Genomic DNA, 13,817 nt, shown 5'->3' with positions numbered 1-13,817 from the left:
TCCGCTCTACGTCATGCGGCCAGCGGACGAGCGTGCAGCTCCGGCAACTCGTGCGCCACGCCGAACCTGCCGCGCTCGTCGCGGGTGACCTGGGCCAGTGCGCAATCGGGATCGTGGGTGAAGAACAGATGCACGTTGCGGGCCAGCTTGTCTTCCAGGAACGCGCGCTTCTCGTCGATCAGCAGTTCCGCGTTGCGGTCATAGCCCATCGTGATCGGCACGTGCACCCAGGAACGTCCGGGAATCAGATCGGCGCAGAACACCACGCCGCCATGCGGCGCGCCATCCACGCGTTCCGGACCCACCACTTCGGCCAGCATCAGCCCCGGCGTGTGGCCGTCGCTGAAACTGAAGCGCACGCTGTCGCCCAGTGCGCGCGAATGTTCGCCGTCCACGAGCTCGAGCCGGCCGCTGGCCTCCAGCAATCCCTGCAACTCGGGAATGAAGCTCGCGCGATCGCGCGGATGCGGCTTCAGCGCCCGCTGCCAGTGCGCCTTGCCGACCACGAAGGTGGCGTTGGGAAACAACAGTTCCGGTGCCTGGCCTTCGCTCCACGGCGCCAACAGTCCACCGGCGTGGTCGAAATGCAGATGGCTCAGCACCACCACGTCGATGTCGTCGTGGCCGAAGCCGGCTTCGCGCAGCGAGTCCAGCAGGACATGCCGCTCCTCCTGTACGCCGAAACGCTCGCGCATCTTCGGATCGAAGAACGCGCCGATGCCGGTTTCGAACAACACCGTCTTGCCATTGAGCGGACTCGCTAGCAGCGCGCGGCAGGCCAGCGGCACCCGGTTCTGTTCGTCGGGCGCCAGCCATTTGGACCACATCGCGCGCGGCGCGTTGCCGAACATCGCGCCGCCGTCGAGCTTCTGGGAATTGCCGAGAATGGACCAGAGTTTCATGGCACCGATTGTACGCCGGTGCGCGTGTAGAGCCGAGCTTGCTCGGCTGGGTGGTCTCCAGCCCGCCCAGCAGCGGAGCAAGCTCCGCTCTACGGACGGGATCCTTCTCAGCGCGTGGCGGCTTCGCCCGGTTCGACTTCCGCCTTGCCCACCGGATTGCGTGGATCCGCGCCACCGGTGAGGGTGTTGGCCTTGCGATCCCACAGCACGGTCTGCAAGTTGCCCCAGACGTGGCTGGAACCGCGACCGCCGGCGGCGGTGTCGCCGGGCAGATCGACCTGGTGGCCCATTGCCCGCAGTGCCTCGGCCACCTGCGGGCTGAACGCGCCGCTTTCGGCGGAAATCACGTCCGGCAGCCATTGGTGATGGAAGCGCGGCAGCGCGGCGACCTGTTGCGCGCCCAGCCCCTGGTCGTAGCCGAGCATGCCCAGCAGGACCATGGTGATGATGCGGCTGCCGCCGGGCGTGCCCAGCACGGCGATGCGATCCGGCGACTCCATGAAACTGGGCGTCATCGAACTGAGCATGCGCTTGCCCGGCTTGGGCGCGTTGGCATCGAAGCCCATCACGCCGAAGGCATTCGGCGTGCCGGGCTTGAGCGCGAAATCGTCCATCTCGTTGTTGAGCAGCACGCCGGTGCCGGGCGGAATCAGGCCCGAGCCGAACAGCAGGTTGACCGTCTGGGTGGCCGCGACCCGGTTGCCCTCGGCGTCGATGATCGAGAAATGGGTGGTTTCCTCGTCTTCCAGCGGCGTGGGTTGGCCCGAAAACAGGTTGCTCGGCGTGGCCTTGTCCGGATTGATGGTCGCGCGCAGACCGGCGGCGTAGTCGCGGCTGGTCAGCGTCTTCAACGGAATCTCGACGAAATCGGGATCGCCCAGGTAGAAGGTGCGATCGCGGAAGGCGCGGCGCATCGCCTCCACCGTCAGGTGGGTGCGGTGCGTTTCATCGAGCTTCGCCAGGTCCCAGCCTTCCAGGATCTGCAGCATCTGCGCCACCGCCACGCCACCGGAGGATGGCGGTGGCGCGGTGGTGATCTGCCAGTCGCGATACTTGAACTTCAGCGGTTCGCGCTCGCGCACCTGGTAGGCGGCCAGTTCGCCGGCGGTCCAGCGACCGCCTTCGGCCTTCACGCCCTTGATCAGCTTGCCCGCGATCTCGCCCTTGTAGAAACCGTCGTGGCCGCGCTCGGCCAGCAATTGCAGCGTGCGGGCCAGGTCGGGCTGCTTGAGGATTTCGCCTTCCTTGGGCGGATCACCATCGGCCAGGAACACCGCGCGGGTACCCGGGAAACGTTCCATCACCTCGCGGCGCGAGGCATAGCCACGCGCCAGCCGGCCATAGACAGGAAAGCCATCGCTGGCGATGCGGATGGCGGGGCCGAGCGAGGTCTCAAGCGGCAGCTTGCCGTAGTTCTTCGCCAGGTGGACCAGCGCGGCGGGCAGGCCGGGAATGCCGGCGGCCCAGGGACCGTTCTCGGCGCGATCGCGATTGAACTCGCCGTTCGCCAGCAGATAGGCCTCCGGCGTGGCGGCGGCCGGCGCGGTCTCGCGCGCATCGACGAACACGTCCTTGCCGGTCCGCGCATCGTGCAGCAGGAAGAAGCCGCCACCGCCGATGCCCGAGCTGATCGGTTCGACCACGGACAGCACCGACGATACCGCGACCGCCGCGTCGAAGGCGTTGCCGCCGGCGTGCAGGATTTCGAAGCCGGCTTCAGTCGCCAGCGCATGCGCGCTGGCAATGGCCGATCCGGGCGGATGGGTCGCCGCGTTGGCGACGCGCTGGCCGGCGTCGCCGGCATCGGCGGCATGCAGCGCGGGAACGAAAAGGGAAAGCGCAAACAGTAGCGCGGTGACTCGACGTGCTTTCACGACATCTCCTGACGGGTACCTGTTGGCGGCCCTCCCGCGTCAGCCGCCTTGCAGCCGGCGCAACTTGGCCAGCAGCTGCTCCTGGGTCTCAGGATACGCCGGATCGGGGTCGATGCACTCCACCGGGCAGACGACGACACATTGCGGTTCGTCATGATGGCCGACGCACTCGGTGCAGCGCGCCGGATCGATCACGTAGATCGTCTCGCCCATCGAGATGGCCTGGTTGGGACAGGCGGGCTCGCAGACATCGCAGTTGACGCAGAGTTCGTTGATCTTGAGTGACATTGCGGGGGACTTCTCGATTCCGGGAGCCCCGCTTTCGCGGGGGCGCGATGCCCCCGCAAAGGCGTGGCCGCGAAGGCGGCCACGCGCGGAGCCTGTTACTTGGCTTCGACGAAGACGTAGTCCACGCCGGCCGGGGCCACGGCCGCCTTGACGCGCTCGCCGTCGGCGGCTTCGCCGATGAAGACCACGCGCACGCCCTTCATGGTGTCGGGTTCGACGCCCTGGAACGAAGCGACCACCAGATCCGCCATGCGGGTGGAAGCGGAGGAACCGAACGCTAGCAGGTTGCCGCCGACGATGCCGCGCGCGATCGCGTTCTTGGCCTGTTCCAGCGAACGATCGTACTTGGCCTGGAACTCCGGATCCGATTCCGGCGGGAGGTAGTACAGGAACGGGGTGTTGGTGATGGTGCCCATGTTGCGGGTCACCACCTCGGACAGATAGGTGCGCCAGCCGGCGTCATCGTCCTTGGCGGGAACGACCAGCGGTGCCTCGGCGGCCTCGACCGGCTTGGCCTCTTCCTTCTTGCACGCGGCGAACGGCACGACCAGGCAGGCGATCAGCAGCAGTCGTGTGGCGATGTTGGTCATGGTTCTGTCCCCTCAATAAGTCGATGTAGGAAGGATCGTGCCACAAAAGCACGCGGTTCAGGTGCGCCGCCACTGGGCCTTCATGGCGGCGGCCACGTCGGCGGTGACGAAACCGGACACATCCCCGCCCAGACGCGAGATTTCGCGCACCAGCGAGGACGAGATGAAGCCGTACTGCTCGGCGGGGGTGAGGAACAGGGTTTCCACCTCGGGAATCAGATGGCGGTTCATGCTGGCCAGCTGGAATTCGTATTCGAAGTCCGAGACCGCGCGCAGGCCGCGCAACAGCACGCCGCCGCCGATTTCCTTGACGAAGTGGGCAAGCAATCCATCGAATCCGCGCACTTCCACATGCGGATGGTGGGCCACCGCCTTGCGGGCCAGTTCCACCCTCAGCTCCAGCGGCAACGCCGGCCCCTTCCCGGGGCTTTCCGCCACGCCGATGATCAGGCGCTCGAACAGCGGCGCGGCGCGATCGATCAGGTCGATGTGCCCGTTGGTGATCGGGTCGAACGTGCCGGGATAAACCGCGGTACGGGTACGGGACACGCTCATTCGGAATCGGGTCGATGGGAGTCGCCGCGCAGTGTAGCAGCGCCCTGCCCGCCGGGAACCCGATAGAGCGCGTAGCGGACGTCGCGGGTCTGGCCATCGCGGTGCGGTCGCCAGTCCGGCGGTACCGCGAGTGCCTGTTCCCGCGGGGATTCCACGTATACCCAGGCGTCATCGGAAAGATGCCGCGGCAGTGCCCGCAACGCAGCGTCCCACAGGCCATCGGCGAAGGGCGGATCCAGGAACACGATGTCGAACGGCTCTCCGGGCGCGTTCGCCAGCCACGCCAGGGCGTCGGCGCCCTCCACCCGCACCTGCGACGCGGCCCCCAGCCGCTCCACCGCCTGCCGCAACGCCTCGGCCAGGCCGGCGTCACGCTCGACCAGCACCGCCTGCGCCGCACCTCGCGAAACCGCTTCCAGCCCGAGCGCGCCGCTGCCGGCGAAGGCATCCAGCACGCGGGCGCCGGCGAGTTTCGGCATCAGCCAGTTGAACAGGGTCTCGCGGACGCGATCGGAAGACGGACGCAGCCCGGGCCGATCCGGCACCGCCAGGCGGGTATTGCGCCAGCGTCCGCCGATGATGCGGACGCTGCCGGCTGGGGGGGCGGCGCGTGGACCGCGCGCGGGCGACGTGCGGCCGGGTTTCATCGGGGCGGAAAGGGGGCGGGTGATACCATGGCGCCCATTCTCCGCGATTGCCCGTGTCATGGTCAGCTGGTTCCGACGCAAGAAGCCTGACGCGCCCGCGAGCCTGCCCGAGACGCAGCGCCCGGCGCCCCAAAATCCCGTTTCCGACACTTCCCACCCCGTTTCGCAGGACGATGCCGCCGCATCGCCCGCACCGGCCGTGTTCGAGGCACCCGTGCCGGCTTCCGCCCCGACGGTCGTCGCCCCCACCGCTACCGTCGCATCCGGAACCGAGCCGCCCGCCGCCCCCGCCGGCAAGCCGGGCTGGCGCGAGCGCCTGCGCAACACCAGCTTTGCCCGTGGCCTGGGCGGCCTGTTCTCGCGCAACCCGCGCCTGGACGACGACCTGCTGGATGAAATCGAGACCGCGCTGCTGACCGCCGACGTCGGCGTGCCCGCCACCACCGCGCTGGTCGAGGGCCTGCGCAAGCGCATGAAGGCGCGCGAGTTCGCCGACGCCCGCGCACTGCTGGCCGCGCTGCGGACGGACCTGATCGCAATGCTGGCGCCGGTGGCCAAACCGCTGGAGATCCCGCGGAACATTCGCCCCTTCGTGCTGCTCACGGTCGGCGTCAACGGCGTCGGCAAGACCACCACCATCGGCAAGCTGGCGCGCCGCTTCAAGGACGAAGGCCGCAACCTGATGCTGGCCGCCGGCGATACCTTCCGCGCCGCCGCGGTGGCGCAGTTGCAGACCTGGGGCGAACGCAACGGCGTGCCGGTGGTGGCGCAGGGACAGAACGCGGACGCGGCCTCGGTCGCGTTCGACGCCCTGCAGGCCGCGCAGGCGCGCGGTACCGAAGTGCTGATCGCCGATACCGCCGGACGCCTGCACACCCAGCAGGGCCTGATGGCGGAACTGGGCAAGATCAAGCGCGTGCTGCAGAAACTGGATCCGGCCGCGCCGCACGAAGTGCTGCTGGTCATCGACGGCACCACCGGCCAGAACGCGCTGTCGCAGCTGCGTCAGTTCCACGCCGCGGTGAACATCACCGGGCTGGTGGTGACCAAGCTGGACGGCACCGCCAAGGGAGGCGTGGTGTTCGCGCTCGCACGCGAGTTCGGCATCCCGATCCGGTTCGCCGGCATCGGCGAACGTTCCGAGGATCTGCGGGTGTTCGACGCCGAAGCCTTCGTCGACGCGCTGCTGCCGGAAACGCTGGGCGCGTGAGCCGGCGCCGCAGGCTGGCGCTGCTGTCGCTGGCGGTCCTGCTGCTCGCAGGCATCGGCCTGCTGCACTGGCTGTTGCAACCGCATCGGCTGGCGCCGGCGCTGCTGGGCATGGCCGGCAATGCGCTGGGCCTGGAAATCTCCGCATCCGGCGTTGGCGAATACCGCCTGCGTGGCACGCCGCAGTTGATCGTCCGCGGCGTGACCGCGCGGGAACCGGGCGCCGCCACGCCCCTGTTGACCGCCGACCGCGTCTTCATTTCGGTACCCTGGTCGACGCTGCGCACGCGTGGCCGCGATCTGACCGCGGAGCGGCTGGAACTGGACGCACCGGTCCTCGATCTGGCGGCGCTCCGGCGCTGGCTGGCGCGGCGACCGGCGGGTGAAACCCGCATCCCCACGCTCACCGATGGCATACGCGTCGACGGCGGTCGGATCCGCGGCGATGACTGGTCGCTCGAACGCATCGACCTGCGCATTCCCCGCCTGGAAGCCGGACAGCCCCTGCGCGGCCAGGTGCAGGCGCACTATCGGGGCGGCGAACTGCAAGCACCGCTGGATCTGGCCTTCCATCTGCGCCGGCTGGGCGAGGATGGCGGACTGGGCGTCGCCGGGCAGGCCACGCCGGCGGGCAAGGATTGGCGGCTGCCGGCCAGGCTGCGCCTGTCCGCCTACCTGCGCCAGGCCGAATCGCGCCTGGAACGCGCCGTGCTCGGCGCCAGCGCGCACTACCTCGCGGGCGCGACCCGGCAGTCGTTCGCGCTCGGCGTGGCCGGACCACTGGAATTCGCCGATGGTCTGCGCCTGCGCCCGGCCGCGTTCGCCCTGCGCGGGCAAGGGGCCATGCCCTCGCTGGACGCCGCCGGTGAACTCCGCCTGGAAGACGGCCTGCTGCTCGACTGGCGCGGACGATTGGCGGGCTGGCCGGACGCATGGCCGGCGTTGCCGCCGCCGCTGGGACGCTCGACCTCCTCACTTCCCTTCGCACTGGCCTATCGCGGCACCACCGACCTGGCGGACATCGCGCACCTGCGCCTGCAACGCGAAGACGCCCGCTTCGACGCCCGCTTCCGGCTGTTCGAAGTCATGGACTGGCTGCATGCGCTGCAGGCCGGTGGTGGCTCGCCGCTGCCGCCGCTGAGCGGCCGCTTCACCGCCCCCCGCCTGGAAGTGTCCGGCGCCACCCTGGAAGGCGTGGATCTGCAGTTGGACGATCCGGCCCTGCCCGCCCCCGAATCCGCGCCATGACCAGCACCACCGAAGACCGTTTCGCCGACCACCTGCTGGCCTGGTTCGACCAGTCCGGCCGCCACGACCTGCCCTGGTTGCATCCACGGACGCCCTACCGCGTATGGCTGTCGGAAATCATGCTCCAGCAAACCCAGGTGAAGACGGTGATTCCCTACTTCGCCCGCTTCCTGGAAGCCTTTCCGACCCTGAAGGATCTGGGCACCGCCACGCTCGATGAAGTGCTGGCGCAGTGGTCCGGCCTGGGCTACTACGCCCGCGCCCGCAACCTGCACGCGGCCGCGCGCATCTGTGTGGAGCAGCACGGCGGCGACCTGCCGCGCGATTTCGACGCCCTGCTCGCGCTGCCCGGCATCGGCCGCAGCACCGCCGGCGCGATCCTCTCGCAGGCCTGGGGCGACCGCTTCCCGATCCTGGACGGCAACGTCAAACGCGTGCTCTCGCGCTACCACGGCGTCACCGGCTGGCCGGGGACCCCCGCGGTGGAAAAGCAGCTGTGGCAATTCGCCGCCGCCCATCTGCCGGCAGGCCGCATGGCCGACTACACCCAGGCACAAATGGATCTGGGCGCCACCCTGTGCACGCGCCACGATCCCGCCTGCATGCTCTGCCCGGTGCACGTGGACTGCGTGGCACTGCGCGACGGACAGGTCGACGAACTGCCGACCTCCAAACCCGGCAAGCCGCTGCCCGAACGCATCGCGATCATGCTGCTGGCCGAAAACGACGACGGCCAGGTATTGCTGCAACGGCGCCCCCCGACGGGCATCTGGGCTTCGCTGTGGTCACTGCCCGAGGCGGACGATCACGATGCAGCGCGGCACTGGTTCGATGCCCATCTGCAGGGCGACTACGACCACGCCGAGGCTCTGCCGGAACTGCCGCATGTGTTCAGCCACTATCGCCTGCGCATGCATCCGCTGCGCTGGCGCGGACTCGCACCACGGGCGGCGGTACGCGACGGTGCCGATCTGCGCTGGGTGGCACGTGACGAATTGGCCCGGATCGGCCTGCCGGCACCGATCCGCAAGCTGCTGACCACGGTCTGAACCCGCGTTCCGACCGTCATTACGGCGGGAACCGGCTATCCTGTCGCCCACGACGACGAAGATACATCCACACACCTACATGGCACGCACCGTTTACTGCGAATACGAAAAGCGCGAAACCGAGGGCCTGGATTTCGTGCCCTACCCCGGCGAACTCGGCAAGCGCGTGTTCGCCCACATCGGCAAGGTGGCCTGGGCGGCCTGGCTCGCCCACCAGACCATGCTGATCAACGAGAACCGGCTGTCGCCGCGCGACCCGAAACACCGCGCCTTCCTGGAAGCGGAACTGGAGAAGTTCCTGTTCGGCGGCGGCGCCGACAAACCGGCCGGCTACGTGCCGGAAGCATGAAAAAAGGCGGGGATATCCCCGCCTTTTTCGTGGACCGGACCAATGGCCGACTAGTTGGCCGGCTCGCCTTCCTGGCGCGCCTCGATCTTCGCCTCGCGCATTTCCTTCTCTGCCGCCTTCAGCGACTTCAGGTCCAGCGGGCTGATGGTCTTGATCCGGCAGGACATCCGCATCATCCCGCTGCCACCGCCCAGCGGGCGCACGCGGTCGAAGTTGGTCACCCGCCCCATCATGCTGCTGATGCTGATGGCCGGCGCGAACTCCAGATCCGGACAGGGGCCGGCCAGATCCAGCAGGTAGGCTTCATTGGGTTTGGTCCAGACGGCCAGCGCGGAATCACCCAGCGGCTGCCAGCCGTTGAGGCTGCCGAAATAACTGAAATCCTTGACCGGCGCGGCGGCATGCTCGCGGTACAGGGCAAGGCGTTCGGTGGAACTCATCTTGGTGGTGGCGCACGCGCTGAGCGCGGCCAGGGCACACAGCAGGAACAGACGTTTCATGGCGTAACTCCCGGTCGGGTCGACGTTTTTTCTCTTCCCGGCAGCATCATGCACCAGCCGCCGACCGCCGGCGCGGGTGCATCCCCGGCACGTTCAGCCATCGTCCGGCTTGCCAGTCCGCCCGCCCTTCCCGTATCATGCGCGGCTCGCACCGGCCACGTAGCCGCAAAGCGATAAAACCTGGCCGGGTAGCTCAGTTGGTAGAGCAAGGGATTGAAAATCCCTGTGTCGGGGGTTCGATTCCCTCCCCGGCCACCATTTCAGGGGCCTGCAGAAATGCAGGCCCTTTTTCTTTGGTCGCGGCATGGCTTTGGTTGCCATAGGAAAATTCCTTGCCTCTGCCCAAACAGACACCCTGTTTCGGTGCCCCACCTTCGACATTCGGTCATCGCGGCGCGTCTGACCGCGCTTGAATCACGGAGCATGGCCATGTGACGTTGCCGAGGTAGCCTCTGGCGCCAAGCCTATGCTTCGCCCCACCTATCTACTTTGTGTGGGACTGGACCCAATCCCACTAAAGGAAGTCCACGAGGAGAGGCGGATGGGTTCCATTGCAGACCTTGCCTACCCCTCGTGTGGAGGCCCAGTCCCACCCTATCAGTGGGGTTTGGGGGCCACCAAGGGGTCGTCGGATTCCGGCCCCGAGAGGACTTTGGAGAGGGCACCGCCCGCGGACTCTTCTTCAGGCTGGTCCCAGCCACGGTCCAACTTCATGGCGTACCGGACCGTCTTGTCCGCGTACTTTACGAACCGGACGTACATCTTGGCGATGAGATGTTCCTGGTGCTCCAGGTTGGAGAAGTCGAACGGCTCCTCCATGCCATCGCCGATTTCGATTGCCACCACCCATGCCTCTTGGATGAGGTCATCTGCCTCCATTTCGCCCTGGGTTGCATAAGCAATCCTACGGAGGTCGCCGCGTCTTGCTTCTACGAAAGCATCGAACTGATGCATCCACCGCTTGCTCTTCGACAAGAAGGTGCGCGAAGCATATTCGTCATCTGGTTGGTTAGTGATCTAGCAAGTTGCTAGATTGATCAGCAGATCACGCTGGAAACGGATCTGCGTCACTTGGCTAGCAGCGAGCCGCGCTCTAGAGAACGGCCGGTCTCCACTAAAGCAGAACGACCGCGACTAGAAACGCCGCTGGCCTTTTCCGAAGTTCCCGATATCGCACTGACCAGAGAACTTCGTTCCGCCTTCGATGATGATTTGCCCCGAATTCCGGTTCACGGTCACGCGCGGCTTGTTCATACCATTCAAACGGTAGCCCGCCGTAATCCGGTCTTCGCCAACTTGCAGGTTGTCCAGTTCCCACCAGCCATGGTCGCCCCCCGAATTAATCGGAGGCACAAGTCCTTGTCCCAAGTGGATTCGACCATGGTCGCCATACAGTTCGATTTGAACGTCGCTATTGAAGCCTTGCGCGCTGCTGACCACCGAATTCCCTTCCTTCCACTTGTTGTCCTTGTGGTCCCAGCTATAGGTCTGCTCTGTCTTGGCGACGGGCCTGGTTCCCGCCCCGTAGCAGACCAGAACCAGGGAGTTCGGGTCCTGTTGGGCAGATACATCTGCCAGCTCTGCCGACCCTGTACCTCCGCAGTTCGCACCTGGAACCGCTTGTATGGCGGCATAGCGTCCTTCGGAGGCGGATACCGAGATGCACTGGCTGCGCTTCGCGCTCCACCAGAAAGTAAAACGCTGGTCACGCACAGTACTCGAATCACGCAACTCATAGCCGCGGGACAGCAGTTGGGTCTCACCGCCGGCAGCTCGAGCTCCTACCAGGTCTGCCACGTCCGGGGGTGCAGTCTGCGCGAGTGCCGAGAAAGGCATGGTGGCAACAAGACACACTGCAAGCAGGCTGACGCGCATGATTAATCCCTCCGGTTGGATAGTAGGCCGTACAGCGTGTACAGGATGATATCGAGTTCGCCCAGACACAACACTTCGCAAGATGGTTCTGGCGTCACAGATTGGTGCTGGAGGCAGTAGTGCCTTGCTGGCGGCCATCGGCCGACGAGTGCATTGGCCAAACGTGGCACTGATCCTGGGGACTAGTGGGGCGTTCCTGCTCGCCTTCCGTGACCTCCAGCCAGCTATGGCCAGCCAACTCTGATCGGACACAGGGTGCCCGGGAGCACTGGATCGCTCTACTTTAGAAACCCTCGGAAGGCCCGATTTCCTTTGATTGTTTATCAGCCATCCGGGAACTCCCCGCGCGCGTCCACGCGGGGTGAAGGACTCAATTCAGGACTAGCACTGCGCCGATAGTGAGGTTGATGATGCCGCCCAGCACCAGCACCCCAAGCGCCGATAGCCCACTGCTCCACCAGTTTGCCCGCAGAGTGTCGCGCAGCCAGCGCGCCTGCACGCACAGGTACCAGATCGCCGCAACGGCAGCCAACGCCCAGCCGATCCGGGTGGACGTCACGCCCGGCTTGATTACCAATTGCATCGCCATCGACACGGTTATGGCGAAGGGCGCCGCCAGGTAGCACTGCGCGTAGAACGGACGCCGCAGGCTTTCGCGGTCCAGTCGCTGCCCACGCCGCCGCTGGCAGTGGATGGCCATCAGCAAGGGCCACAGTGCGAAAGTCAGGGTGCGGAACAGCAACAGGCCCTGTTCGTTGCCCACTACCTGGCGGGACAGTTCGCTAGTCGCCTGCACTCGCTGATGCAGAATGAGTTCGAGCACATGCGCGGCCAGGATAGCCAGCATCAGGAACAGCGGCGGGCTCAGTGCGTCGTCGAACTGCTTCTCCAGCTTGTCCCTCAGCTCGGTCTCCGCGTAGCGCGCCATCCGTTGCGGGTGGCGCGCCACCCTCCACAGCGTGAGCGGGAAGAACACCAGCCAGGCGATTACCTCGTAGAGGAACTCTTCCAGCGATTTGAGCAGCTTGAGGAAATCCATCCGCGTCTCTTCCTTAGCGAACGTCTGCCGACCGTCCGCTTCGTCGTGGTGCGTGCCGGGATGGTCCGCGGGTGCCGCCGACGATGCGGGAAGCGTAGCCGGTCGCCACGCGGATGCCCAGCGGATTCCCGGACCTGGCCAGTATCCGTCATCCCGGTTCGCCGCACGCGAGTACCGGTCGGGTGTCGGCTGTGCGACTTTCGCCCTGGCTGGTCAGCCCGCCTCGTCGGAGGAGATGACAGCTCCCATGATGTCAACCACGAGCGACGACATGCATTCGGTATCCAGCATGAAACTGCGGCCCGAACCCAGGCGACGGATGGGCGGCACGCGGCCTGTGCTGACCCGCTCCAGCGACACCAACTCACGCCAGTTGGAGAAGTTGTGGTCGCCGTCGCCGGAGTACCGGACATTGATTTTCCGGTCCTTCGGGTAGCCGAAGCCTCCTTTGCCGCTCTACCATCGCCGACTACGGAACCAACAGCACACCGCCGATGCAGAACGATCCGACACGACGCCACTTGTGTACCGCGCTGCTCGCCGCAGGTGCCGGACTTATCGTGCCTGGTGCCCGTGGAGGCGGCCGACAACCGGAGAACTGCAAATCCTTGGCCCTCCTTCTCGAGGCCGAGCGCCAGCCGGGAATGGCCGCGGTCGTGGTGGACCGGGGGCGGATAACCGAAATGGCCACGGCAGGACTGCGCAACGATGCCAGCGGTGCGCGGGTCGAGCGCAACACGGTGTTCGAAACAGGTTCCATCACCAAGGTATTTACTGCCCTGCTGGTATTCCGGCTTCGGCGTCGTGGGCTGCTTGATATAGAGGCTCCCATCGGCCGCTACGTGGATGCCCTGCCGACGGCATGGGAGCCGATTTCCCTGTCCCGGCTGCTCAGCCATACGTCCGGCGTCCCGAACTACCTCAACGAGGGAAACTTTCTCGAATTGATGCCGACGGATCCCACGCCCAGGGAATTATTGGCGATGGTCGCGCAGGCGCCTCTGGACTTTGCACCGGGAACCCGACACGCCTATTCCAACACCAACTACATCCTGCTCGGGCTCGCCATTGAGCAGGTGACTGGCGCGGACTACTGGCAGTTCCTGCGGGACGAAATCCTGGACCCGTTGGATATGCGCGACGCCGGACCGCGTCGCGCCGACGACCGTCGCATCATTGCCCAAGGACACCTCTACCAGGATGGCCGCTGGCTCGACCCGCCCATCACCGCCCCCGGCTCTGCCTGGGCCGCCGGAGGGCTGCTCGCCAGCATCGACGACATGACTCGTTTCGCCGTCGCACTGGACCAAGGCGAGCTATTGCCCGATGACCTTCTCCGCGAGATGTGGCGCAACACGCCGCTTGCCGACGGTACTACGGCCGGCTGGGGCGCTGGCTGGGAATTGGCTGACGGCGGCCAGGTGGTGGGGCACGGCGGGGGAACGGCTGGCTTCACGGGATACCTGCGTCACGTCCCCACTCTGCGGCGAACTGTCGTGGTGCTTATCAATCGTGCCGGAGATATCGGCCCGCAGGGCATCGCCGAGCGGCTGGACCTGGGTTCGCGCCCATGCAAAGGCAAGATCGACGGGCCGACTACAGGCAACATGTGACGCAAAGAACAGGCGGCGGCCAGGTGCCACCCTTACCCATCCTACTACCCGCCATCAAGCCCTACCATGCCCCAGAAAA

The 13,817-nt window shown here is 66.3% G+C and carries 15 protein-coding genes and 1 tRNA gene; 6 read left to right on the top strand and 10 right to left on the bottom strand.

Going from position 1 to position 13,817, the window contains the following annotated elements; translation table 11 throughout:
* Positions 1-11: 11 nt before the first annotated feature.
* From IB228_RS02595 to rsmD, 6 genes are all read right to left on the bottom strand, one after another.
* The gene (locus IB228_RS02595) at positions 12-902 is read right to left on the bottom strand and encodes an MBL fold metallo-hydrolase (protein WP_183643370.1); all 891 of its coding nucleotides are present in this window, start codon (positions 900-902) and stop codon (positions 12-14) included.
* 107 nt (positions 903-1,009) lie between these two features.
* The gene (gene ggt, locus IB228_RS02590; RefSeq protein ID WP_225562261.1) at positions 1,010-2,719 is read right to left on the bottom strand and encodes a gamma-glutamyltransferase; all 1,710 of its coding nucleotides are present in this window, start codon (positions 2,717-2,719) and stop codon (positions 1,010-1,012) included.
* A gap of 96 nt (positions 2,720-2,815) precedes the next feature.
* The gene (locus tag IB228_RS02585) at positions 2,816-3,064 is read right to left on the bottom strand and encodes a YfhL family 4Fe-4S dicluster ferredoxin (RefSeq protein ID WP_141453636.1); all 249 of its coding nucleotides are present in this window, start codon (positions 3,062-3,064) and stop codon (positions 2,816-2,818) included.
* Between the two features lie 95 nt (positions 3,065-3,159).
* Entirely contained in the window at positions 3,160-3,654 is a 495-nt protein-coding gene (locus IB228_RS02580; protein WP_183643375.1) for a hypothetical protein, read from the bottom strand.
* Between the two features lie 57 nt (positions 3,655-3,711).
* Positions 3,712-4,209, bottom strand: a complete 498-nt coding sequence (gene coaD, locus IB228_RS02575; RefSeq protein WP_183643378.1) for a pantetheine-phosphate adenylyltransferase — start codon at positions 4,207-4,209, stop codon at positions 3,712-3,714.
* Positions 4,206-4,760, bottom strand: coding sequence for a 16S rRNA (guanine(966)-N(2))-methyltransferase RsmD (gene rsmD / locus IB228_RS19720; protein WP_225562260.1), 555 nt, complete (start codon positions 4,758-4,760; stop codon positions 4,206-4,208). The genes coaD and rsmD overlap by 4 nt, the downstream gene beginning before the upstream one ends.
* Between rsmD and ftsY the strand changes: the two genes are divergently transcribed.
* From ftsY to IB228_RS02550, 4 genes are all read left to right on the top strand, one after another.
* On the top strand, positions 4,642-6,066 hold the full coding sequence (gene ftsY / locus IB228_RS02565) for a signal recognition particle-docking protein FtsY (RefSeq protein WP_225562259.1): 1,425 nt from the start codon (positions 4,642-4,644) through the stop codon (positions 6,064-6,066). The two genes, rsmD and ftsY, sit on opposite strands and share 119 nt — an antisense overlap.
* Complete coding sequence (locus tag IB228_RS02560; protein ID WP_192197494.1) at positions 6,063-7,313, top strand: hypothetical protein; 1,251 nt, start codon at positions 6,063-6,065, stop codon at positions 7,311-7,313. The genes ftsY and IB228_RS02560 overlap by 4 nt, the downstream gene beginning before the upstream one ends.
* A complete protein-coding gene (mutY, locus tag IB228_RS02555) occupies positions 7,310-8,362 on the top strand; it encodes an A/G-specific adenine glycosylase (RefSeq protein WP_192197493.1) in 1,053 nt (350 codons plus the stop codon). Before IB228_RS02560 ends, mutY begins: the two co-directional genes overlap by 4 nt.
* Positions 8,363-8,441: 79 nt before the next feature.
* Positions 8,442-8,711, top strand: coding sequence for an oxidative damage protection protein (locus IB228_RS02550; RefSeq protein ID WP_192197492.1), 270 nt, complete (start codon positions 8,442-8,444; stop codon positions 8,709-8,711).
* Between the two features lie 50 nt (positions 8,712-8,761).
* Here IB228_RS02550 and IB228_RS02545 read toward each other — a convergent pair whose 3' ends face one another.
* The gene (locus IB228_RS02545) at positions 8,762-9,211 is read right to left on the bottom strand and encodes a DUF6491 family protein (protein ID WP_183643396.1); all 450 of its coding nucleotides are present in this window, start codon (positions 9,209-9,211) and stop codon (positions 8,762-8,764) included.
* A 182-nt stretch (positions 9,212-9,393) separates the two neighbouring features.
* Between IB228_RS02545 and IB228_RS02540 the strand changes: the two genes are divergently transcribed.
* A tRNA-Phe gene (locus IB228_RS02540) sits at positions 9,394-9,469 on the top strand.
* Positions 9,470-9,808: 339 nt separating this feature from the next.
* Here the strand turns inward: IB228_RS02540 and IB228_RS02535 are convergent.
* From IB228_RS02535 to IB228_RS02525, 3 genes are all read right to left on the bottom strand, one after another.
* Positions 9,809-10,165 (bottom strand): hypothetical protein, encoded by a 357-nt coding sequence (locus IB228_RS02535; protein WP_192197491.1) that lies wholly within the window; start codon positions 10,163-10,165, stop codon positions 9,809-9,811.
* A 180-nt stretch (positions 10,166-10,345) separates the two neighbouring features.
* A complete protein-coding gene (locus tag IB228_RS02530; RefSeq protein WP_192197490.1) occupies positions 10,346-11,086 on the bottom strand; it encodes a hypothetical protein in 741 nt (246 codons plus the stop codon).
* A 370-nt stretch (positions 11,087-11,456) separates the two neighbouring features.
* Entirely contained in the window at positions 11,457-12,125 is a 669-nt protein-coding gene (locus IB228_RS02525; RefSeq protein ID WP_192197489.1) for a hypothetical protein, read from the bottom strand.
* 608 nt (positions 12,126-12,733) lie between these two features.
* Here IB228_RS02525 and IB228_RS02520 point away from each other — a divergent pair.
* Positions 12,734-13,738, top strand: coding sequence for a serine hydrolase domain-containing protein (locus IB228_RS02520; RefSeq protein ID WP_225562203.1), 1,005 nt, complete (start codon positions 12,734-12,736; stop codon positions 13,736-13,738).
* Positions 13,739-13,817: the final 79 nt, after the last annotated feature.

The organism is Pseudoxanthomonas sp. PXM04 (genome assembly GCF_014851695.1).
Taxonomy (GTDB): Bacteria; Pseudomonadota; Gammaproteobacteria; order Xanthomonadales; family Xanthomonadaceae; genus Pseudoxanthomonas_A; species Pseudoxanthomonas_A beigongshangi.
Note: the sequence above shows the minus strand (reverse complement) of the source record. Positions and strands in the feature narration are given on the sequence as shown.